General features: G+C 72.1%; 19 protein-coding genes. 8 read left to right on the top strand and 11 right to left on the bottom strand.

All coding sequences use genetic code 11. The features are described 5' to 3' along the window. Positions 1-57: 57 nt before the first annotated feature. The 6 genes from AB0383_RS40980 to AB0383_RS41005 form a co-directional block, all read right to left on the bottom strand. Positions 58-1,227, bottom strand: a complete 1,170-nt coding sequence (locus AB0383_RS40980; RefSeq protein WP_366190133.1) for a VWA domain-containing protein — start codon at positions 1,225-1,227, stop codon at positions 58-60. Then, positions 1,224-3,404, bottom strand: coding sequence for a DUF5682 family protein (locus tag AB0383_RS40985; protein ID WP_366190134.1), 2,181 nt, complete (start codon positions 3,402-3,404; stop codon positions 1,224-1,226). Before AB0383_RS40985 ends, AB0383_RS40980 begins: the two co-directional genes overlap by 4 nt. Then, a complete protein-coding gene (locus tag AB0383_RS40990) occupies positions 3,401-4,486 on the bottom strand; it encodes an AAA family ATPase (RefSeq protein ID WP_364177563.1) in 1,086 nt (361 codons plus the stop codon). The genes AB0383_RS40985 and AB0383_RS40990 overlap by 4 nt, the downstream gene beginning before the upstream one ends. Beyond that, positions 4,483-5,925, bottom strand: a complete 1,443-nt coding sequence (locus AB0383_RS40995) for a DUF5691 domain-containing protein (RefSeq protein ID WP_366190135.1) — start codon at positions 5,923-5,925, stop codon at positions 4,483-4,485. The genes AB0383_RS40990 and AB0383_RS40995 overlap by 4 nt, the downstream gene beginning before the upstream one ends. 955 nt (positions 5,926-6,880) lie before the next feature. Further along, on the bottom strand, positions 6,881-8,236 hold the full coding sequence (locus AB0383_RS41000; RefSeq protein ID WP_364177559.1) for an SWIM zinc finger family protein: 1,356 nt from the start codon (positions 8,234-8,236) through the stop codon (positions 6,881-6,883). Positions 8,237-8,396: 160 nt separating this feature from the next. After that, on the bottom strand, positions 8,397-9,551 hold the full coding sequence (locus AB0383_RS41005) for an NAD-dependent epimerase/dehydratase family protein (RefSeq protein ID WP_364177557.1): 1,155 nt from the start codon (positions 9,549-9,551) through the stop codon (positions 8,397-8,399). Between the two features lie 181 nt (positions 9,552-9,732). Here AB0383_RS41005 and AB0383_RS41010 point away from each other — a divergent pair, with 181 nt between their 5' ends. Then, positions 9,733-10,239 carry a GtrA family protein gene (locus AB0383_RS41010; protein WP_366190136.1) on the top strand — a complete coding sequence of 169 codons (507 nt, stop codon included), beginning with the start codon at positions 9,733-9,735 and terminating at the stop codon, positions 10,237-10,239. Here AB0383_RS41010 and AB0383_RS41015 read toward each other — a convergent pair. Together AB0383_RS41015 and AB0383_RS41020 are read right to left on the bottom strand one after the other, a co-directional pair. Beyond that, positions 10,169-12,343, bottom strand: a complete 2,175-nt coding sequence (locus tag AB0383_RS41015; RefSeq protein ID WP_366190137.1) for a glycosyltransferase family 2 protein — start codon at positions 12,341-12,343, stop codon at positions 10,169-10,171. The two genes, AB0383_RS41010 and AB0383_RS41015, sit on opposite strands and share 71 nt — an antisense overlap. Continuing rightward, positions 12,340-13,284 (bottom strand): NAD-dependent epimerase/dehydratase family protein, encoded by a 945-nt coding sequence (locus AB0383_RS41020; RefSeq protein ID WP_366190138.1) that lies wholly within the window; start codon positions 13,282-13,284, stop codon positions 12,340-12,342. The genes AB0383_RS41015 and AB0383_RS41020 overlap by 4 nt, the downstream gene beginning before the upstream one ends. A 257-nt stretch (positions 13,285-13,541) precedes the next feature. On the opposite strand from AB0383_RS41020, the gene AB0383_RS41025 reads away from it, so the two are divergent. Genes AB0383_RS41025 through AB0383_RS41035 form a run of 3 tightly spaced genes read left to right on the top strand, consistent with a single transcriptional unit; the run spans position 13,542 to position 15,698 of the window. Then, positions 13,542-14,024, top strand: coding sequence for a helix-turn-helix transcriptional regulator (locus AB0383_RS41025; RefSeq protein ID WP_354867786.1), 483 nt, complete (start codon positions 13,542-13,544; stop codon positions 14,022-14,024). 2 nt (positions 14,025-14,026) lie between these two features. Continuing rightward, entirely contained in the window at positions 14,027-14,611 is a 585-nt protein-coding gene (locus AB0383_RS41030) for a hypothetical protein (RefSeq protein WP_364177545.1), read from the top strand. A 7-nt stretch (positions 14,612-14,618) separates the two neighbouring features. Then, positions 14,619-15,698 (top strand): hypothetical protein, encoded by a 1,080-nt coding sequence (locus tag AB0383_RS41035; protein ID WP_366190139.1) that lies wholly within the window; start codon positions 14,619-14,621, stop codon positions 15,696-15,698. On the opposite strand, the gene AB0383_RS41040 is transcribed toward AB0383_RS41035, so the two are convergent. Further along, positions 15,640-16,161 carry a 2'-5' RNA ligase family protein gene (locus AB0383_RS41040; RefSeq protein ID WP_366190140.1) on the bottom strand — a complete coding sequence of 174 codons (522 nt, stop codon included), beginning with the start codon at positions 16,159-16,161 and terminating at the stop codon, positions 15,640-15,642. The genes AB0383_RS41035 and AB0383_RS41040 overlap by 59 nt on opposite strands. Positions 16,162-16,294: 133 nt before the next feature. On the opposite strand from AB0383_RS41040, the gene AB0383_RS41045 reads away from it, so the two are divergent. After that, on the top strand, positions 16,295-16,456 hold the full coding sequence (locus AB0383_RS41045) for a hypothetical protein (RefSeq protein WP_366190141.1): 162 nt from the start codon (positions 16,295-16,297) through the stop codon (positions 16,454-16,456). 29 nt (positions 16,457-16,485) lie between these two features. Here the strand turns inward: AB0383_RS41045 and AB0383_RS41050 are convergent, their stop codons facing one another. Together AB0383_RS41050 and AB0383_RS41055 are read right to left on the bottom strand one after the other, a co-directional pair. Further along, entirely contained in the window at positions 16,486-16,902 is a 417-nt protein-coding gene (locus AB0383_RS41050) for a nucleoside deaminase (RefSeq protein WP_364177536.1), read from the bottom strand. Beyond that, positions 16,899-17,756, bottom strand: a complete 858-nt coding sequence (locus AB0383_RS41055) for an LLM class flavin-dependent oxidoreductase (protein WP_366190142.1) — start codon at positions 17,754-17,756, stop codon at positions 16,899-16,901. The genes AB0383_RS41050 and AB0383_RS41055 overlap by 4 nt, the downstream gene beginning before the upstream one ends. A 93-nt stretch (positions 17,757-17,849) precedes the next feature. Here AB0383_RS41055 and AB0383_RS41060 point away from each other — a divergent pair, with 93 nt between their 5' ends. The 3 genes from AB0383_RS41060 to AB0383_RS41070 all read left to right on the top strand — a co-directional run bounded on the left by AB0383_RS41060 (position 17,850) and on the right by AB0383_RS41070 (position 20,728). After that, positions 17,850-18,299: an Lrp/AsnC family transcriptional regulator gene (locus tag AB0383_RS41060; RefSeq protein ID WP_366190143.1), complete on the top strand. Its 450-nt coding sequence runs from the start codon at positions 17,850-17,852 to the stop codon at positions 18,297-18,299. Between the two features lie 94 nt (positions 18,300-18,393). Then, positions 18,394-19,113: an SRPBCC domain-containing protein gene (locus AB0383_RS41065; RefSeq protein ID WP_366190144.1), complete on the top strand. Its 720-nt coding sequence runs from the start codon at positions 18,394-18,396 to the stop codon at positions 19,111-19,113. Between the two features lie 91 nt (positions 19,114-19,204). Continuing rightward, a complete protein-coding gene (locus AB0383_RS41070; protein WP_366190145.1) occupies positions 19,205-20,728 on the top strand; it encodes a CehA/McbA family metallohydrolase in 1,524 nt (507 codons plus the stop codon). Positions 20,729-20,747 lie beyond the last annotated feature (19 nt).

Below are 20,747 nucleotides of genomic sequence, written 5' to 3' on the forward strand. Positions count from 1 at the left end.
TACCCGTCCTCTCTTCGAAGTCTCGTTCTGTCTTTTTCAACCAGATGACCGGTCGGTTTAATCCCCGGTCGCGGTGGCGGCGCTCACCCAGCGGCCGAGGTCCTCGCGGCGCAGCGCCGCGGCCATCAGCTCGGGGAACAAGTCCGGGGTGCACGCGAAGGCCGGCACGCCGAGCTCGGCCAGCGCGGCGGCGTTCTCGTGGTCGTAGAACGGCGCGCCGGAATCCGACAACGCCAGCAGGGTCACGACCTGCACGCCCGAGCCGACCAGCTCGCCGACGCGGCGCAGCAGCTCGTCGCGCACGCCGCCTTCGTAGAGGTCGCTGATGAGCACCAGCAGCGTCTGCTCAGGGCGTTCGACGAGGCCCTGGCAGTAGGTGATGGCGCGGTTGATGTCGGTGCCGCCGCCGAGCTGGGTGCCGAAGAGGAGCTCGACGGGGTCGTCGAGGTGCTCGGTGAGGTCCACCACGGCCGTGTCGAAGGCGACGAACTTCGTGCTCAGCGCCCGCATGGACGCCAGCACGGCACCGAACAGGCCCGAGTACACCACCGACTCCGCCATCGACCCCGACTGGTCCACGGCGAGGATCACTTCGCGCTGCACGCTGAGCTCGCGCCGGCCGAAGCCGACCAGCCGCTCGGGCACGATGGTCTTCAGCTCGGGGGAGTAGTGCTTCAGGTTCGTGCGTACGGTGCGGGCCCAGTCGATGTCCGCGGCCCGCGGGCGCTGCGTGCGGGCTGCGCGGTCGAGCGCGCCCCGGATCGCCGCGCGCGTGGGTTCGGCCAGGCGCTCCTCGAGCTCGGCCACCACGGTGCGCACGACCGAGCGCGCCGTCTCCTTCGTCTCCTCGGGCAGCACGCCGTTGAGCGACAGCAGCGTGCCGACCAGGTGCACGTCGGGTTCGACCGCGCTCAGCAGCTCCGGCTCCATCAGCATGCGGGTGAGGCCGAGCCGGTCGACGGCGTCGCGCTGCATCACCTGCACGACCGAACCCGGAAAGTACCGCCGGATGTCGCCGAGCCAGCGGGCGACGCGCGGCGCCGAGGAGTTGAGGGTCGCGCCGCGGCGGTCGCCCGAGCGGACGGGCTCGTCGGGCCGGTCGTAGAGGGCCGCGAGCACGGCGTCGAGGCCACTGTCCTCTTCGGACAGCGAGCGGCCGGTGCCGTCCTCGCCACCGCCGAGCACGAGGCGCCAGCGGCGCAGACGATCGGGGTCCGGGGTGGTCATGACGCTGCTCCGAGAAGGGTCGCGAGCACGGGCAGGGCACTGCGGGCGCGGATCTCGTCCAGCTCGTCGGCGGCGAGGCGAGTCGCGGGGGCGCCGCCGGAGAGGGTGGCGGCGCGTTCGCCGATGGCGCGTTTCTCCGGTCCCGCGAAGGCGCCGAAAGTGCGGCGCAGCAAGGGAAGCACCTCGGTGAACACGTCGGACGGGATGGTGCCCAGCCAGGTGTCGACGACCCGCAGCATGCGCTCGTCGTGGACCAGCAGGAGCGCGCCGCCGGCGAAGAAGCCCTCGACGTAGGCCGCACCCGCGGCCGGCTCGACACCCGGGGTGAGCGCGCGGCCGAGGCGCAGCTCGACCTCCGCGCTGTCGAACAGGTCGGCGTCGTGCAGCAGCCGCACGATGCGGCCGGCGAGCAACGACGGCAGGGAGTCGCGGCCGGCGAGCTTGCGCAGCGCGGTGAGCCAGCGTTCGCGCGCCGCGTCGCCCAGGAGGGTCGTGGCTTCGTGGATGTTGTCGATCAGGTCGCAGAACTTCCGGGCCGCGTCGTCGTCGATGCCGTGGACGGCCGGCGGCAGCCCGGCGCACACGCGGGTGAGCAGGCGGTCCGCGACCTCCCGCAGCTGCGCGATGTCGGTTCCGCGCACATCGCCGTAGCGGGTGGACCGGGCCAGCGGGGGCAGTGAGGTCATGAGGTCGGCGACGTCGGTGTCGGCAGCCGCGCGGACGTCGAGTGCGGTCAGCACCTCCGGCAGCGCGTCGCCGAGACCGGCGAGCAGGCAGCCCTCCACGGCCGTGGTGATGTCGGCGAGCGGCGGCTTGCCGGCCATCGCCTCGCGCACGCGGTCGGACGCCGCCGAGGCGACGGTGGTGCCGTGCACGGCGGCCGCGACCAGGTCGACCTCGAAGCCCGGCTCCCAGCACAGCGTCCACGTCTCGCGGAAGGTGCCCTTGCTGCGTGTCGCCGAGATTTCCGGGCTGCCCCAAGGGATGTCGAGCAGCCTGAGCCGGTGCAGCAGCCGCGAGCGGTCGAGGCCGCCGGGCGTGCGCAGGTCGAGATCGAGCTCGCGCGCGGTCGGCTCGCGTTTGAGCCGCAGCCGGCGCGCGGTCGCGATCAGGTCAGCCGCGAGCGGAGCCTGCGGCACGCTTTCGGGGACTTCGCCGAGTCGTTCGCCGACCACGAGCTTGCGCGTGACGAGGTCCGCCTGCACGTCGTCGCCCGAGCACAGCACCGAGCGCGTGGCGGCGTCGACCTCCGCCAGGCCCGCCGAGGACCTGCCGCGCAGCGCCGCCAGCGTTTCCGCCAGCCGCACCGCCTCGATTACGTGCGCCGTCGAGACCGGCAGGTCCTCCTCGCGCAGCACCCCGGCCACGGCGGTGAGCCAGCGCGCGGTGACGTCGTCGGCCGTGGTGAACAGGTGGTGGTACCAGCCGGGCGAGCGCACGCCCGCGCCGTAGCCGCTCGCCGTGGCGAGCCGGCCGTGGGTCCACGGCACCCACGTGCACACGACCTTGCGCTTCGGCAGTCCTTTGAGGACGGTCTGGTCCCGGGTCGCCGGCGGCAGGGGATCGGCCAGCGCCGGTACGTGCCACGCGCCGCACACCACGGCGATGCGCTCGAAGCCTTCCTTACGCGTCTTGCGGAGCACACCGCGCATGTACGCCTCGCGGCGCTGCTCGTGGAGGTCCTCGGTGCGTTCGTCCTCGCGCAGCGCGGTCATCGCCTCCGCGATCACCTCAAATGGCGACTCCCCGCCGCGCCGCGACTCCACGACGTCGTCCCACCACCGCTCGGGGTCGTCGTACCCGCCCGCGGCTGCCAGCTCGGCGAGGGGGTCGGTGCGCGGCACGCGGTCCTCGTCGCCGAGCGCGAACTGGTGCGTGGCCGGCAGGTCGCAGAACCGCACCGGCACCCCGGCTTCCGCGGCGTAGCGCAGGGCCTGCCACTCGGGGCTGAACACCGCGAACGGCCAGAACGCCGCGCGCGACACGTCGTCGGCGGCGTACGCGAGCAACGCGACGGGCGGCCGCATGTCCTCGTCGGCCGCCAGGCCCACGAGCTGGTCGGCTTCGGGCGGGCCCTCGATGAGCACCACGTCGGGCTCCAGCTCGGCGAGCCTCGCGGCCACCGCCCGAGCCGAACCCGGCCCGTGGTGCCGGATCCCGAGCAGGTGCGTGGTCATCCGCTGATCTCCTGCCCGGCGCGGTAGAAGTCGGCCCAGCCGTCGCGTTCGCGGACCACGGTTTCGAGGTACTCGATCCAGATCGCGCGGTCGGCGACCGGGTCCTTCACCACGGCGCCGTGGATGCCGGCCGCGACGTCCTGCGCCCGCAGCACGCCGTCGCCGAAGTGCGCGGCGAGCGCGAGCCCGCCGGTGAGCACGCTGATCGCCTCGGCTGTGGACAGCGTGCCCGACGGGGTCTTGACCGCCGTGCGCCCGTCCTCGGTGCGGCCGGCGCGCAGCTCGCGGAACACCGTGACGACGCGGCGGATCTCGGTCAGCTCGGCCGCTTCGGCGGGCAGCGCGAGCGAGGCGCCCAGCTGCGCGACCCGGCGGCTGACGATCTCCACCTCGGCCTCGGCGGTGTCGGGCAGCGGCAGCACCACCGTGTTGAACCGGCGGCGCAACGCGCTCGACAGCTCGTTCACGCCCTTGTCGCGGTTGTTGGCGGTGGCCACGAGCGTGAAACCGGGGCGTGCTTGAACCTCGGTGCCGAGTTCGGGCACGGGCAGGGTTTTCTCCGACAGGACGGTGATCAGCGAGTCCTGCACGTCGGCCGGGATGCGGGTGAGCTCCTCGAGGCGGGCCACCTTGCCGTCGCGCATCGCGCGCAGGATGGGGCTTTCCACGAGCGCCTGTTCGCTCGGGCCCTCGGCGATCAGGCGCGCGTAGTTCCAGCCGTAGCGGATCTGTTCTTCGGCGGTGCCCGCCGTGCCCTGCACGAGCAGCGTGGAGTCGCCGCTGATCGCGGCGGCGAGGTGCTCCGACACCCACGTCTTGGCGGTGCCCGGCACGCCGAGCAGCAGCAGCGCGCGGTCGGTGGCGAGCGTGGCGACGGCGACCTCGATCAGGCGGCGCGGGCCGACGTACTTCGGGCTGATCTCGGTGCCGTCGGGCAGCGTGCCGCCCAGCAGGTACGTGACCACGGCCCACGGCGAGAGCAGCCACGACGGCGGCTTCGCGCGGTCATCGGCCGCGGCCAGCGCGGCCAGTTCACCGGCGTACTCCTGCTCGGCGTGGGGCCGGAGGACTGCGGACGTCATGAGAGCTCCTCGTGCATTTCGCGGCGGAAAGTCAGGGTTTCGGCCACGGCGCGCCGCCACGGGGCGGCTTCGCCGGGCTGGGGGACCAGGGACAGGCGGTGGCGCAGGCAACCCGGCGGCACCGCTTTGGCGATGAGCGCGGCGGCGTGGGCCACCAGCCGGTGGTCCTGCTGCGCGGCGACCCAGTCGAGCAGCACCCGGCCCACCTCCTCGGGCCACGGTTGCGGCAGGTCGAGGATCAGCCGCGTGAGCGCTTCGACCTTCAGGCCGCGCGCCAGCTTCGCGATGGTGGCGGCCTGCTTCTCCGGCGCGAGTACACCGACGAGCGCCGCCGTGGCCCGGCCGCCGGGTTCGGCTTCCACGAGCGCCTGCGCCCACGCCTCGTCGCGCTGCCGGATCGCCGCCGTGGCCCAGCTTTCGCGCACCACGGTGAGCGGGCAGCCCTCCACGAGCATGCCCACGAGGTCGCCCGGCGTGCCGAACTCCGCCCAGAAGGCAAGCGGAGTGGCGGCGATGATCGCCCGCAGCCGCGCGGTGTCCTGCCCGGGCCCGTGGGGCACGCGGACGCCGTCGCGTACCAGCGACTCGTCCGGCCCCGGCAGCGTGACCTGCAGGACGTCGGCCCGCAGCGACCGGCTGCGCACGGTGACGCACTCCTGCAGCCGCGCCGCCATCCGTTTGCCGAGCCCGGTGTCGGGCAGCCCGCCGAGCAGCCGCACGGCGGTGTCGCGCACCGCCGCCGCCCGGTCGGAGAGGGCCGCGTCGAGGAACGGCTCGTCGTCCTGGGTGAGGTGGCGGCCCAGCAACGTGAGGAACACCGCGCGCAGGTCGGCCGGCTCGGTGCGCCACGTCGCCGTGAGCGCCGCGCGCGCCGCCGCGGGATCCTGCGCGAGCGCCCGTTCGAACCACGCCTGGCGCCGTGCGGGAGTGCCGAACTGCCAGGCGTCGTCGCTGTCGTCCTCGACCTCGGCGACCAGGAACGCCCAGTCGGTGTTGCGCTCGCCCAGCCACGCCCCGACCGGCCCCGCCACCTCCCCGAGCGGCGCCCGCAACGACACCCGCGCCCGCGCCGCGTCCGCCAGCGCCGGCAGCAGCTCCGGCCCCACCCGCAACCCCCGCCCGGCCGCCGTGTGCAGCCACTCTTCGAGCAGTTCGGGCCGGTTCGCGTGCAGCAACCGCGCCAGCCGCTCCCGCGCGAGCGGCGAGACGAACCGCCGCCCGTCGGGCTTGGCCGGCTCCTCGCGGCGCGCGTTCGCCACGGGGAGGCGGCCCGCACGGCGGTAGTTGGTGAGCAACGCCGCGGTGGCGAGCACGGCGTCTGCCTGGTCTTCGGCCTTGCCCGCGACCTCCCGCACCTCGTCCGGCAGCCCGCTCACGTCGAGACTCCGGCGGCGCGTGCCCAGCAACGCCGTGCCGACGAGGTCTTCCCACGCCTTCATCGGCCCACCACCTTCTCGGCTTTTCCGCCGGCACGCGCCTGCAGACGACCCGGGCCCCGCCCCGCGGCGATGGTGGGCGCGGAGGAACGGCCGGTCGCCGCTGTAGAGCGCGGGTGCGGCTGCGGGAGATGCGTTCCCGAGCCGGTGGCCGGCCGGGTTGGCCGGACTGGGCGGGTCGGGAATCGTTGAGCGGCCGCGCGTGCCGGACGGTTCCCGGCCTTGGTCGGGTAGGTGGTTGTGAGGTGCGGTGCGGGCCTGGGTTGTTTGGTTGGGTGCGCTGGCAGTTGTTGCCCGGCGGCGTCTGCTGGACTGCTCCCGATCTCGATCGGGTACGTGGTTGTGAGGTGCGGTGCGGGCCTGGGTTGTTTGGTTGGGTGCGCTGGCAGTTGTTGCCCGGCGGCGTCTGCTGGACGGCTCCCGGTCTCGATCGGGAAGGTGGTTGCGGGGTGCGGTGCGGGCCTGGGTTGTTTGGTTGGGTGCGCGGGGAACTGTTGCTCGGCTGCGCCTGCTGGACGGCGTTCGGCCTTGGCCGGGCAGGTGGTTGTGAGGTGTGCTGCCGGCCTGGGCTGGTTGGTCGCGCGCGCCGCGGACCGTTGCTCGGCTGCGTTGGCGGGACGGCGCTCGGACTCGGTCGGGCAGGTGGTTGCGGGGTGCACTGCCGGCCTGGGCTGATTGTTCAGGCGCGCCGGCCGTTGTTGCCCGGCGGCGCCTGCCGGACGGCTCCCGGTCTCGGGCGGGCACGTGGTTGCGGGGTGTGCTGCCGGCCTGGGCTGGTTGGTCGGGCGCACTGGCGACAGACCGCCGGTCGAGACGTTCGGTCGAAGGCTTGGCGGGGCGGGGTCCGCGTGGCGCGAAGGCGGCGCCGTCGGCACAGCGGACCGGCGTGGGTGCGGCCGTGGCGCGGGCTGATGTGCTTGCGGTGCCAAGGTTTCCGGTCTCTCCCACAGTGTCGAAGTCACAGGCGCACCACGCCGTTCGGGTGCCAGCACGTCAGGGGGCGCAGGCCGGCCGGGGTCAGTTCGGCCGCGAGGGTCACCGGGTGTTCCGCGGCGAGGGCGAGCAGGGGCCACGGGTCGACGCCCGGCAGCAGGGGCAGGGCGGCACCGTCCACATCAGACAGGGCCCAGCCGCCGTCGTGGCGGGCGGGGGTGAGGTCGGACAGGAGCACGGGCCAGCGGTCGAGCCACGGGTCCACGGCGAGGGCCTCGGCGAACGCCGCCAAGGCGTCGGCGACGGTGTCGCCGCGGGGGACCGGGGTCGGGACGGCCGCGGTGCGATCCGCGACGAGCGCGCGCAAAGGCAGCGCGCCCGGGTGGAAGGCGAGCTCGCCGGGGACGACGTAGCCCGGGGGCAGCGAGCTGTCCAACGGCCGCCCGGGCGGGGCGAAGGACAGGACCAGCGCCACGCGCCCCGAATGGCGGCCGCGCAGCCAGGTGCGACGGGTGCGGAGGCTGTCCTGTTCGTCGTCGACCGCGCCGGTCACGAGCCACTGGTCGGCGACGCGTTCACCGGACTCCAGCACCTGCGCGGTGCCAGCCGAGAACCCCAGGCGCGTGCGCACGGTTTCGGCCAGCGCCGAAGGCAGCTCGTCCAGGCGCAGCGCCGCGCCCGCCAGTACGTACAGCAGCGACAGCTCGGCCAGCAGGTCACCCGGCCAGTCGCGGCCGCGCCCGACCAGCCCGGCCGCGCGCCGGAGGCCGCCGGCCAGGCCCGGCGCCTGGGCGTCGATCATCCGCGCGGCTACTGTGCGCAGCTGCTCAGCACCGCCTCCGAAACCGCCGCCGCCGTCGAAACCACCGCCCTCGAACGCACTGCGTTCGAAACTCGCGAAGCCGGCACCAACACGGTCGGTCAGCCAGCCGCGCAGCTCCGCCGCGCCCGCGGTGACGCGCGCGAGCCGCTCCTGCGCCCGTTTGGCGGCGGCTTCCAGGTCCTTCGGCGCGTCCGGTTTGCGTTCCGCGCGCGACGCCCGCGCCTCTCGTTCGGCAAGCCACGTGGCGACATCGGGCTCCTCGGCAGCGGACGGCACCTGCTCCGCCGACCACAGCAGCAGCAACCCCAGCGCGTGCTTGCACGGGAACTTCCGCGACGGGCACGTGCACTTGAACGCCGGCCCCGCCAGCTCGACCACCGTGCGGTACGGCTTCGCGCCACTGCCCTTGCACGAACCCCACACCGCCCGCGCCGAAGCGCCCGCACCCGACCACTTCGCCGGCGCCGCGAGCCCTCGCCCGGCCTTGGCCGACGCCGGGTCCGGCGCGAGCCCGGCGACTTGCTCGGGACTCCAGCGCGCTGCCACCTGTTCGGCCACGTTTCCCTTGCCGCTCCGTGTTTCCGACCCCGTGAGGGGCTGACCGGAGAAGCATCTCATCCGCCACCGACAGTTTCCGAGACCTGCCCGGCCGCGATGAAAAACGCCGGACCGCACAACGGCGATCCGGCGTTTCAGCGTGCCAAGGGAGCAAACAGGGTCAGGACTTGACCGCACCCCGCCAGCGCACGGTCGGGCGCAGCCGCTCGGAGTTCACGCGGTGCTTGTTCGAACCGACGATGTCGAACATCGACTCGATCAGCGTGTCCGACAGCAGGTGCGGCTGCAGGCCGAGCTCGACGAGCCCGGTGTGCTTCACGTTGTAGTAGTGCTCGGGCTGCTCGACCCGCGGGTTCTCGAGATTCTCGATCTGCACCGGGCCGGGGAAGCAGTTCGCGACGATGTCGGCGATCTGCGCCACCGAGTAGCTCTCGGTCATCTGGTTGAACACGCGGAACTCGCCGCGGTCGGCCGGGTTCTCCACGGCCAGGCGGATGCACTCCACGGTGTCGCGCACGTCGATCAGGCCGCGGGTCTGGCCGCCCTTGCCGTAGACGGTCAGCGGCTGGCCCAGCACCGCCTGGATCACGAAGCGGTTCAGCACGGTGCCGAACACCGCGTCGTAGTCGAACCGGGTCGCCAGGCGCGGGTCGAGGGTGGTCTGCGCCGTCTGCTGGCCGTACACGACACCCTGGTTGAGGTCGGTGGCGCGCAGGTCCCAGATGCGGCAAGCGAACTCGATGTTGTGGGAGTCGTGCACCTTCGACAGGTGGTAGAAGGAGCCCGGCTTCTTCGGGTAGAGCATGCGGTCCTTGCGGCCGTTGTGCTCGACCTCGAGCCAGCCTTCTTCGATGTCGATGTTGGGCGTGCCGTACTCGCCCATCGTGCCGAGCTTCACCAGGTGGATGTCCGGGTTGATCTCGGCGATCGCGTAGAGCAGGTTCAGATTGCCGACGACGTTGTTCTGCTGCGTGTAGACGGCGTGCTCGCGGTCGATCATCGAGTACGGCGCGGACCGCTGCTCGGCGAAGTGGACGATCGAATCGGGAGCGAAGTCGCGCACGGCCGAATAGGTGAACTCGGCGTCGCACAGGTCGCCTTCGAACAGGGCGATCTTCTTGCCCGAAACCTCCTCCCACGCCGCGATGCGCGTGGGCAGGTCTTCGATCGAGACGAGACTGTCGGCTTCGAGTTCCACGTCGTACTTGCGCCGGGCGTAGTTGTCCAGAACAGCCACTTCGTGGCCTTTGTCCGACAAGTGCAATGCCGTGGGCCAGCCGAGGTAGCCGTCACCGCCGAGAACCAGCACTCGCATTGAAAAGCCTTTCCGTATCGTTTACGCGACAAGCACGCTGATTCCTCTTTGTACATGACGCCTTGAACACGTCCGAACCTATCGACCGGGTGCTGATGATCACCTGGCAGACAGCTGTGAATCTACTGTGCGTCGGGGGGCCGCACGGCAGGCGGATCGGCCCGAGGGGAGACTGGGGGACATGACGACGGTAACCAACCCGGTGGAGCCTCGCACGACGGAGGATTCACCCCGGCGCCGGCGTCGCCTCGCCGGAAGGTTCTTCCGCGCGGCCACCAGTTCGGTCGCGGCGACTTTGCTCAGCCAGGCGGCGTTGCTCACGGTGCTCGCGATCGGCGGCGCTCCGTGGCTGGCCAGCGCGTTCGCGTTTGCCGCGGGCGCGGTGCTGAACTTCTTCCTCACCCGCCGCTGGGTCTGGGGCCGGCGCGGGAAGCCGGCCCTCGGGCACGAGCTGCTGCCCTACGTCGTCGTCATCTCGCTCGGCGGGCTTGCCTCCGTGGGGCTCACCACGCTCACCGGTCACCTGCTCGCGCCGCTGAACCTGCCGCACGCCTGGTGGGTCGTTTTCATCGACGGTGCGTACGTGCTCAGTTACGCACTGGTTTTCGTGGTGAAGTTCACGATGCTCGACCGCTTCGTGTTCGCCCGCGGCGCAGCACGTACCCCCGCCACCACGTCCCCGTCATGACCCGCGCGTAGTTCGCGCCGTAGACGACGCTGCCGCCCTTCTTGCTCTTGCCGGCCTTGCGCAGCCGCATGCTCATCGGCCGTTCGAGCACCCGGGCGCCGCGCGCGGTGACTCCCAGCAACAGTTCCGAAGACTGGTACTGCGGCTCGTTGAGCGGAATCGCGCACGCGAGCTCAGCGCGCATGGACCGGAAACCGAAGGACGTGTCGGTGATCTTCCGCCACGTCAGCGCCGAAGCCAGCCACGCGAACACGCGCACGCCGAGCCAGCGCATGCGGCTGTCGGCCTCTTCGTGGCCCAGCCGCCGCGATCCCGTGACGAAGTCGGCGGTGCCGTCGAGCAGTGGTGCGACCAGTTCCGCCATTTCGCTGTTGTCGTACTGGCCGTCGCCGTCGGTCGTCACCACGTAGCGCGCGCCGCGTTCGGCCGCGAGGTGGTAACCGAGGCGCAAAGCCGCGCCCTGGCCCCGGTTCGTCGGCGCGACGCACACGTAGGCGCCGTGCTTCTCGGCGATGGCGGCGGTGTCGTCGCTGCCGCCGTCGACGACCACGAGCACGTCCACCGGCAGGCCGAGGCACTCGTCGGGCATCTTCTCGAGCACCTGGCCGATTCCGCCTGCCTCGTTGTAGGCGGCGATCACCACGGTCAGCTCCGAAAGCTTCGCGCCCGGGTGCCGGTCGTCGAAATCCTTGACCGCGCCGACATCCACGGCGTCCGGGTACGCGGCGAGGCGTCGGCGGCTCGCGGCCGTGAGCGTGGTGAAGCCCAGTGCGCCCGCGACGGGCAGCAGCACGAGCGCCGGGAGCTGGTAGCGCCAGGAGAACTCGAACACCGCCGACGCGAACAGGAGGAACAGCCCGGAACCTGCGGCGAGCAGCGCGCCGCTGCGGGCCTTGTCGCGCGGTTTCTTGCGGCGCAGCATGGTGAGCAGGCCGAGCAGGGCGAAGAACCCGAGCACGGCCCCGGGCACGAAGCCGCCGTTGATCTGGTAGTCGCGCAGGAAAGTCGCGATCGGCTCGTTCACGCTCGGGTTCACGCCGTCGTACTGCTGCGTGATCATCGCGATGTCGGCCGGTTCGTTCCACTCCGGGTAGGTCTGCTGGAACTGCCAGCGGTCGATCGGCACGTCGTTGATCGCCGTGCTGCGCGTGAACCGGAAGCTCTTCGAGAAGTCGCTCAGGATCGCCTTCGTGACGTCCCACCACTGGACCTTGAGCACGTCGATCGAGAACTCGTGCGCCAGCACGGTGCGGTCGGCGCCGGGCGGCAGCGGGCCCGGCCACGCCGGGTCGAGGTCGGCGTGTGTGTAGTTGTCCACCAGGCGGGTCGACACGTCTTCGGTGGGGCAGAACATCTGGATCTCGGGCGCCAGGTGCAGGTTCGCGCAGTCGGCGACGGCGGCGGTGCGCCCGTAGAGCATGCTGCCCGAAGGCCCGGTCAGCCCCCACTTTCCGGTCTGTGCCTTGACTTCCGCGGCGTAGGGCACGATCACGACGAGCATCGCCAGCACGCCGATGCCGGCGTTGCGCCAGCCGCGCCACGTCCGCCACGCGCTGCCGGCGCTGAGCACGTACAGCAGGAACGGCACCGCGAGCGCGACGCCGATCAGCCGCACCAGCACGGCGAACCCGACCACGAGACCCGCGAGCGCGATCCGCCGCCAGTTCGGCGCGCTCTTCGCCAGCAGGAGCCACAACAGCCCCAGCAGCAACGCTTCGAACAACACCTCGGACATGATGTTCTGCTCGATCTGCAGCTGGTAAGCGTCCAGCAGCAGCGGCGCCGTCGCGAGCGCCGAGACCCAGCGGCGCGCGCCGAGCCGGCGGGCCAGCGCGTAGATCCCCACCGCGATCGCCAGTCCGCCCACGTGCTGCACGGCCGCGACCCACGACAGCCCGCCGACCGCCAGCAGCGGCCGCAGGATCAGGTCGTAGCCGATCGGGTTGAGCTGGTCGGCGCGCAGCGCGTGCAGGTTGTCCAGGTACCGGTAGGAGTCGATGTACAGCAGCGCCGGCCGGTAGGCCACCCACGTGAGCACGCGCAGGACCGTGCCCGCGACGAGCAGGAGGAGCAGGAAGGCGTGGCGGCGGAGGAACAGGCTCACGGGGTCGCTTTCAGGTCCAGTTCCGAGAAGTACTTCCAAGCGGTGGCGAGGCCGTCGGCGAGCGAGATCGCCGGGGTGAAGCCGATGGTCTCGGCACTGGCGGACACGTCGACGACGACCGCGGGCATCTCGCCCTTCGGCGCGGCCACGTGCTCCACGGGCAGCTCGGCACCCGTCACGTCGCGCACGGTCTGCACCATCTCCAGCACCGACACCGAATGCCCGGCGCCGACGATCGCCCGGCCGGAGTAACCGCTTTCGAGCGCGAGCGCGATGGCGCGCACCACGTCGTCCACGTGCACGAGGTCGCGGCGCTGCTCGCCCGTGCCGTACACGCGCACGCCCTCGCCCGCCATCGCGGCGCGCATCATGCGCGGCACGAAGCTGTCCTTGTGCGACATGCCGGGGCCGTAGACGTTGGTGAACCGCAAGGCACACGTCGTCATGCCGTACGCCCCGGAGTAGCCCGACAGCAGCATCTCGCACGCGGCTTTCGTGGCGCCGTAGGGCGTGAGCGGCCGCGTGGGCAGGTCCACGGTGATGGTCGAGGTGCCGACGTCGCCGATCACGGCGTTGGTGGAGGCGAGCACGAAGGTCTGTACCCCGCGTTCGCGCGCGAGCTCCAGCAGCCCGTGGGTCACGGCGACGTTCTCGGTGAACGTGTCGTCGGGCAGCTCCACCGACTTCAGCACCGACGTGAGCGCCGCGAGGTGGACGATGGCGCTCGTACCGGCGGTGACGGCGGCTTCGCGGGTCCCCGCGTCGCGCAGATCGCCGGTGACCACGCGCACGCCCTCGTCTTCGGTGACGTACGGGACCCGGTCCACGACGGTGACGGGGTAGCCGCGATCACGCAGCTCGCGCACGGCCGCGCGGCCGATGAAGCCGCTGCCGCCGGTGACGACGACGGGTGTCCTTTCAGGACCGTTCTCCAGCACCATGGCGCACAACCTACCTCCGCAGCCTGTGAGCCAGGACAGCGGACGAGCGCGCCCGGGCCGATCGGTCCCGGATGTCCGGTAGGTCCGCCCGCTCCCGGCGCCCGTGTGTGGCCACCCCCAGTGACCACATACGGACGCCCGTCTCGTTTTCGCGACATCCCGTGCGCCGGAGTGTAGCGTTGACTGGACGGTTGATGTCAAGTTTTCGTGACAGCTATGCTTCATGTCGTCACGAGCGGAGGACGGTTGGGGGACTGATGACCGGGACGCCGGACACCGGGGACGCAGGGGATACGGCGAGCGGTCCCGACGAGGAGACCAGCTTCGCCGAACGGCTCGCGCACTTGATCTCGACGGTGCACCCGCCGGACCGCAAGCCCTACTCCTACCGCGAGATCGCGCAGGGGGTCGCCGAGCTCACCGGGGTGAGCATGTCGGCCACCCACGTGCAGCAGCTTGCCGTCGGGGCGCGGCGCGACCCGAAGCGCTCGCACATCCAGGCGCTGGCGCGGTTCTTCGGCGTGCCCGTCACCTACTTCTTCGACGACGACGTGGCCGAGCGCGTCGACGGGCAGATCGCCGACGTCGTCGCGTGGCGCGACACCGGAGCCCGCGACCTCGCGCAGCGCGCGATGCGCCTCTCCGAACGCGACCGCGACACCGTGTCGGCGCTGGTGGACCAGCTCAACAGCTACGACGCCGGGCGCGAGCGCTCCCGCCGCGGGCGCAAACCCGAGTAGCTATGCTGATCATCGCCGGGGCGCCGCGGTGCACCCGGCTGGTCCAGCCGCCGAGCGCACCGGGAGGGGTCATCGACCCGAGCCTGAGGGCGCGCGCCCGCACCCGAGTGCGTGAGCTGCTGCGCGACGTGCCGCCACCTCGCCCGTGGTCGATGAACGCGTGGGTCGACGAGCTGGAACGCCGCCGTGGCCGCGACATCGACCTGGTGGCGGTGGAGTACGAGCCGGGCCGGCCCTCGGGCGCCTGGCAGCGGCGCCCGGACTACGACCTCATCGCCTACACCGCCGGCACTTCGCCGTTGCACCAGGACCACATCATCGCCCACGAGCTCGCGCACCTGCTGTGCGAGCACCGCGGGTCCTGCGTGATGTCCGACGCCGAGGCCGTGGCGCTGGCGCCCGACCTCAGTGCCCACACGCTGTCGCACCTGCTCACGCGCGTGACGACCGACGTCGACGAGTACGAGGCCGAGCTCATCGCCGTGCTGCTGATGAGCGCGGCGACGGCCGAGGACGAACCACTCAGGCCCGGTGCGTCCGGGCGCTCGGCCGATCGCGCGCGGCGGCTCGCGTCGCTGCTCGGGTAGCGGCCGGATGATCGACGCGCTGTTCTTCGGGGTCGGGCTCGTCGGCGTGGCTGCCGGGATCTGGCGCGCCGTGCGGGCGCGGCGCACCGGCGCGGGCGCCGGGCTGGCCACGAGCCTGATCGCGCTCGGTCTCGCGTTGTTCTTGCTGGCCGACAGCGCGCAGGCGATCGAAAGCCGGATCTATCCGAGCCTGGGGCGGCTGCTGTCGAACCTCGCGACGATGGTGGCCGCGTACGGCATCGAGGTCACCCTCGCCGAGATCGGTGGGGTGGCAGGGAAACGGCGCCGCAGCCGGCTCGCCGCGCTCGTGGTCGCGCTGGTCGTGCTCGTGGTGGCGTTCTTCTCGACCCGCGGCCTGCCGGTGGGCATCGGCCTGTTCGACGAGCTGTACCGGACCAATCCGACGCTGGTCGCCTACATCGTGGTCTACACGCTCTACCTCGGGTTCGCGGTGGTGGACATCGCGATCGTGTCGGCGGGCGCGGTCCGCGCGGGCGCCGGCGCGCTGCGAGCCGGACTTGGGCTGATGCTCGTGGCGTGCGTGTTCGCGCTGGCCTACCTCGCGGGCAAGATCGTCGATCTCGTCGCCGACGTGACCGCCGAGCACCCGGTCGCGGTGGTCTGTCGCGGCGCGTTCTCGACGGTCGACTGCGCGCTGGCCGTGGGCTTCCCGGCGATCTCGGTGCTGCTCATCGTGGTCGGCCTGACCGTGCCGGCGATCCCCGCCGCCGGGCGCGCGGTGCGTGACGCGCGGACGCGGGCCGAGCTGCGCCCGCTGCGCGAGCACCTCGCCGAGCGGTTCCCCGATGTCGTGCGCCTCGGCCGCGCGGGCGCGACCGGGCGCGAGCGGCTGCTGACGGTGCTGAGCGAGATCAACGACGGCCTGCTGCTCGCCGGTATCCCGCCGGCGGCTCCGCCCGAGACGGCGGCCGACCTGCTGCGGGAGGGTGGCGGTGACGCCGCGGCGGGTGCAGCGGGCGACGTCGAGGGCGACACCGCGTTCGCCGCCGACGTGGCGCGGCTGCGGGCTATCGCGCGGGCGCTGCGAGGGGAGCGGTCAGCCGGAGCTGCCAACTCTGTCCGGTGAGCACGACCAGGTGCAGCGCCTCGGCGCGAGCGGTCAGCGGCAGGAGCCGCTCCACGCGCCGCGTCACCTCGGTGTTCTGCTCGTCGCTGCCGCCCATCGCGACCGTGAGGTGGGCCGGCGGATGCGGGCCGAAGCGGCCGCCGTACGGCTGGACGCCGGGCCAGCGGTCGCACGCGGCGTCGGCGAGCGGCTGCAGCGCCGGGGCCGCCGCGGCGACGAACCCGGGGGCGACCACCACCTCGCCCAGTGCGACGTCGATCGCTTCGTGGGCGGCCGCCAGCGCGGTCACGGCGGCGTCGACCTCGTCCGTGAGCTCGGCGGCGGGCAGGAACGGGTAGAGCGCCGTGACGTGCGGCGGCAGGCCGGGCCGCACGAGCGGGGGACTGACCGCGACGGCGGCCTCGAGCAGGCCGGCCGCAGCGGGGAGCTCGACGACGAGGGCACTGGTTCCGGGAGCGGGCACGAAGTGATCTTTCCGCACCCGTGCCGTATCGAGAAATTGAGGCTAACCTACGTTCTCGGGTGTACCCGAATGGGAACCCTAAGTCTTCCCCAAGTTTTCCGCTGCATTGTGGGCCGGGCTCTACACTCGGTGAATGAAGATCGTCCTATGGACCGCAATGTGCGGATTGTGTGCCCTCGCCGGCCACGTGCTCCTGGGCGTCGTGGCTGTTTCCCTGCTCCTGGCCTGTGTTCCCGTGCGCCGGGAAGTCGGGCGGGGAGCCGAAGAAAGAGAATTGATCACCACCCGCGGCTGATATTCTCCGGGTCGCCGCGCAATTGCAATTCAGCGGTAATAACCGTCCACGGGCCGGCGGGCTTCGTCGAACAACGCGGGGCCCTGCAGTTCGAAACTCGCGCCGGGCGTGGGCGGTTTGAGGGTGGCCAGCTGCTGCGTGGACAGCGCGAAGACCACCCGGCCGAGTCCTGACCGTTCGATGGCGCCCGTGCACATCCCGCACGGCTGGCAACTGGTGTACATCGTCGTCAGCGCGGCCGCCTCGGGGCTGAGCTCGCGCGCGGCCCAGCGCGCTAGCTTCAGCTCGGGGTGCGCGGTGATGTCCCGGTCCGTGAGCGACGTGTTCCACTCCTCGATGAGCACCTTGCCGTCGGCGGTGGCGAGCAGCGAGCCGAACGGCGGGTTCCCGCTCGCCCGCGCCGTGGCGGCGAGCTCGATCGCATGGCGGAGCAGGGCCTCGGTCATCGTGGTCCCCTTTCGAGGGAGTGCTGCTTCCAGGCGTCCGCGACGGCCGCGAGCGCCCGCCAGGCCGCCGAGGGCCGCCGGGTCTCTTCAGGGTCGCCCGAGAACGGGTCGAACACCACGTCTTCGGCGCCGAGCCGCCGAAGTTCCTCCAGATCGCTCAGGACCTGCTCCAGCGTGCCCTCGCCCGCGAGCCGGTCGGCGGGCGGCGAGTCGGTGAGCCGCAGGACGATCCGCGGCGCGAACCCGGGCACCGGCCTGCCCTCGGCGTCGGCGAGGGTCCGCAGCCGGCAGAGCGCGTCGCGCACCCACGGCAGCCGGAAGCGCAGCGGGTGCCACGCGTCGCCGAAGCGCACCGAACGGCGCAGGGCGGCGTCACTGCCGCCGCCGATCCACAGGGGCACCCGGCCCGCGCGGTAGTCGTCCTCGTCGGCCCACGCGGCGCGGATGGTCGCCAGGTGCGCGTCGGTCAGCGCGCCGCGGCGTTCGAACGGCACGCCGAGCGCCGCGTACTCCTCGCGCGCCCAGCCGACGCCCACGCCGAGCAGGAACCGGCCGCCGCTGAGATCCGCCAGGTTCGCGGCCATGCGCGCGGTGAGCAGCGGGTGCCGGTAGGGGAGGATCAGCACGGTGGTGCCCAGCCGCACGTTCGCCGTCGCGCCCGCCAGCCACGACAACGTGGTGAACGGCTCGTAGAACGGCGCGGGGTACTGCGCCGCGACGTCGGGCGTGATGGCGACGTGGTCGGACACCATCAGCAGGTCGTAGCCGAGCCCCTCGCCGGTCTGCGCCCACGCGCGCAGCACACCGGGGTCGGTGCCGGGGCCGAAGTTCGGGATGTTCACACCGAGTCGCACGCCACCAACGCTATCGGTGCGGACCCGACCGGTGAAGGGAATCCGTCCGGCATATCGGCCCGATGGCCGTGGATCTGCCGGTAGATTGCGGGAATGGCCGAGACTCTCGACGACACCGACTGGGCGATCCTCGCCGAGCTGCAGCAGGACGGCCGGCTCGCGCTCACCGAGCTGGGCAAACGTGTGAGCCTCAGCGCCTCGGCGGCCACCGAACGCGTGCGGCGGCTCGAGGCGCTCGGCGTGATCACCGGCTACCGCGCCGAGGTCGACCTCGGCAAGGTCGGGTTCGGTGTGCTGGCCGTGGTGCGGCTGAAGTTCCCCGGCAACCACCACGAGCCGCTGCACCGGCTGCTGGCCGAACGCGCCGAGCTGCTCGAGTGCCTGCGCACCACCGGCGACGACTGCTACACGCTCAAGGTCGCCGCCACGTCCATGGCGCACCTCGAGCAGCTCATGGGGGAGCTGGCTCGGTTCGGCAGCACGACCACGAACGTCGTCTACAGCCAGACGCTGCCGTACCGGGGGCCGCGCAAACCCGCCTGAGGAAATTCCCGCCGATTTGTCGAAGCGCGCCCGCCCCCTCCGACGCGTCCGTGAAGGGGCGCATCGAGCGTCCCCTCCGACCGAAGGAGACGACATGGGCACGGAGATCGACGTCCGGTGGGAAGGCGTGCTGGCGGGGACGCCGGAGCAGGTGTGGGACGCGTTCACCGCGCACACCGGCGGCTGGCTGTGGGAGATCGCCTACGAGCCGCGCCCCGGCGGGGCCGAGCGCGGCCTGACGCCGACCGGCGGCACCGTCGTCGAGTGGGACCCGGCGCGGCGGTTCGTGACGCGCGCGGACTCCGCCGACGGCTGGTTCAACCAGCTCGACTACGACCTCGAGCCCCGCGGAGCCGGCACGCTGCTGCGCTACCGGCACCGCTCGGTGCTCGGCGAGGACCACGACGTGCAGCTCGACTCGTGCCTGCACCACACGAAGTTCTACTACCACTCGCTCACCGAGTACGTCCGCGACTTCGCGGGCCGCGACGCGACGTACGTGTCGGCCGGTGCGCCGCCGTCCTCGGCCGACGGCGGGTTCGCGGCGGTGTGCGACGCGCTCGGCGTGGGTGACGCGGCGGTCGGCGACCGGGTCGTGGCCGCGGGACCGACGCGGATCGAAGGCGTCGTCGACTACCGCACGGACCGCTTCCTCGGCATCCGCACGGCCGGCGCGCTCTACCGCGTCTACGGCCGCGACGCGTGGGGCTGGCCGGTCGCCGTTGCGGCGCACGTCTTCGGCGGCCCGGCGGACCCGGAAGTGGCCTGGACCACCTGGCTGGCCGGTGTTTTCCCCACGGGAACGGACGGATAGCCCGGTCGCCGAGTGTTCACCCGCGCGTCGTTGATGGCGGCGCTCGGCCTCGCCTAGCGTCGGGCCGTCTTCGACCTATGCGGAGGAACGCATGTCCACTGGGGATCTCAGCCGGCGTAACTTGTTGCGTGTGAGTGGTGTCGTGGCGGCCGGAGCGGCGATGGGCATGCTGCCCGGCGTCGCGTTCGCGGCTCCCGCGCCGGGCACGGCGCAGCAGACCAAGACGGTCACGGGCACGTTCAAGCCCGACGTGCCGGACTGGTACTACCTGCCCGTCGACGTGCCCGGCGGGGTCAAACAGATCGATGTCGTCTACTCCTACGACCGGCCGACCGTGCCCGCCGGCGTGCGCGGAAACGCCTGTGACATCGGCATGTTCGGCCCCGAGGGCCACGACCTCGGCAACACGCGCGGCTTCCGCGGCTGGTCCGGCGGGTTCCGCGACCGCTTCTCGATCAGCGCTTCCGACGCCACGCCCGGCTATGTCGCCGGCCCGATCAAGCAGGGCCGCTGGCACGTGATCCTCGGCCCGTACACCGTGGCACCCCAGGGCATGAACTACCGCGTGGACATCACGCTGACGTTCGGCGCGGACGACAAGCCGTTCAAGCCGAACCCCGCGCCGGAGACGGCTCCGGCGCGCCAGCGCGGCAAGTCCTGGTACCGCGGCGACTGCCACCTGCACACCGTCCACTCCGACGGCAAGCGCACGCCGGACCAGCTCGTCGCCGACGCCCGCGCGGCCGGGCTCGACTTCATCGTCTCCACCGACCACAACACCAAGAGCTCGCAGCTGATCTGGGGCGACTACGCCACCGACGACCTGCTGATCCTCAACGGCGAAGAGGTCACCACGCGTTCGGGCCACTGGCCCGCGATCGGCCTGCCCGCCGGCACCTGGATCGACTGGCGCTACCGCGCGTCCGACGCGGCGGACTTCCGGCACTTCACCGACCAGGTGCACCGCGCGGGCGGCCTGGTCACCGCGGCGCACCCGTTCGCGAACTGCTTCGGCTGCACGTACGAGTTCGCCTACGAGATCGCCGACCTCGTCGAGGTCTGGAACGGCCCGTGGACCCAGGACGACGAGGCCAGCGTCACGCACTGGGACGGCCTGCTGCGCGGCGGCCGCTGGATCCCCGCGATCGGCGACTCCGACGCGCACAACCCGGACCAGATCGTGGCCCTGCCGCACACCGTGGTGAAGGCGAACAGCCTCCGCCGCGCCGACCTGCTCGCCGGTCTCAAGGCGGGCCGGACGTGGCTGGCCGAGTCGAAGGACGTGAACCTCGAGTTCGGCGTGTCCGGCGGCGGGCGCAGCGCGGGCATCGGCGAGCGGCTCACGGCCGGCACCGGCACCGCGGTCACGGTGACCGCGACGGTGACCGGCGCGCCGGGCACCACCGTCACGTTCCTCGACCAGCTCGGCCCCGAGCACGTCGAGACGGTACCCGCGAGCGGCACCGCCACCGTGACGTGGACCACCTACCCGCGTTACAGCCGGTGGGTGCGCGTCGAGGTGCGGCGTCCCTCGGGCGGCCCGAACACGACCACGCCGAACGCGATGGTCGCCATGTCCAACCCGATCTTCCTGGGCGCCGCCGACGGCAAGTGATCCCGGCCCGTCCTCCTTC

The sequence above is a fragment of the Amycolatopsis sp. NPDC051373 genome (genome assembly GCF_040689465.1).
In the GTDB taxonomy this organism is placed as follows: Bacteria; Actinomycetota; Actinomycetes; order Mycobacteriales; family Pseudonocardiaceae; genus Amycolatopsis.

What these genes read in the sequence shown, in the direction of transcription:
- AB0383_RS41050 (WP_364177536.1), bottom strand. Translation starts at nt 16,902, where the DNA reads ATGACCGAGGCCCTGCTCCGCCATGCGATCGAGCTCGCCGCCACGGCG.
- AB0383_RS41060 (WP_366190143.1), top strand. Translation starts at nt 17,850, where the DNA reads ATGGCCGAGACTCTCGACGACACCGACTGGGCGATCCTCGCCGAGCTG.
- AB0383_RS41065 (WP_366190144.1), top strand. Translation starts at nt 18,394, where the DNA reads ATGGGCACGGAGATCGACGTCCGGTGGGAAGGCGTGCTGGCGGGGACG.
- AB0383_RS40990 (WP_364177563.1), bottom strand. Translation starts at nt 4,486, where the DNA reads ATGACGTCCGCAGTCCTCCGGCCCCACGCCGAGCAGGAGTACGCCGGT.
- AB0383_RS41045 (WP_366190141.1), top strand. Translation starts at nt 16,295, where the DNA reads ATGAAGATCGTCCTATGGACCGCAATGTGCGGATTGTGTGCCCTCGCC.
- AB0383_RS41070 (WP_366190145.1), top strand. Translation starts at nt 19,205, where the DNA reads ATGTCCACTGGGGATCTCAGCCGGCGTAACTTGTTGCGTGTGAGTGGT.
- AB0383_RS40985 (WP_366190134.1), bottom strand. Translation starts at nt 3,404, where the DNA reads ATGACCACGCACCTGCTCGGGATCCGGCACCACGGGCCGGGTTCGGCT.
- AB0383_RS41035 (WP_366190139.1), top strand. Translation starts at nt 14,619, where the DNA reads ATGATCGACGCGCTGTTCTTCGGGGTCGGGCTCGTCGGCGTGGCTGCC.
- AB0383_RS41025 (WP_354867786.1), top strand. Translation starts at nt 13,542, where the DNA reads ATGACCGGGACGCCGGACACCGGGGACGCAGGGGATACGGCGAGCGGT.
- AB0383_RS40995 (WP_366190135.1), bottom strand. Translation starts at nt 5,925, where the DNA reads ATGAAGGCGTGGGAAGACCTCGTCGGCACGGCGTTGCTGGGCACGCGC.
- AB0383_RS41010 (WP_366190136.1), top strand. Translation starts at nt 9,733, where the DNA reads ATGACGACGGTAACCAACCCGGTGGAGCCTCGCACGACGGAGGATTCA.
- AB0383_RS40980 (WP_366190133.1), bottom strand. Translation starts at nt 1,227, where the DNA reads ATGACCACCCCGGACCCCGATCGTCTGCGCCGCTGGCGCCTCGTGCTC.
- AB0383_RS41030 (WP_364177545.1), top strand. Translation starts at nt 14,027, where the DNA reads ATGCTGATCATCGCCGGGGCGCCGCGGTGCACCCGGCTGGTCCAGCCG.
- AB0383_RS41020 (WP_366190138.1), bottom strand. Translation starts at nt 13,284, where the DNA reads ATGGTGCTGGAGAACGGTCCTGAAAGGACACCCGTCGTCGTCACCGGC.
- AB0383_RS41005 (WP_364177557.1), bottom strand. Translation starts at nt 9,551, where the DNA reads ATGCGAGTGCTGGTTCTCGGCGGTGACGGCTACCTCGGCTGGCCCACG.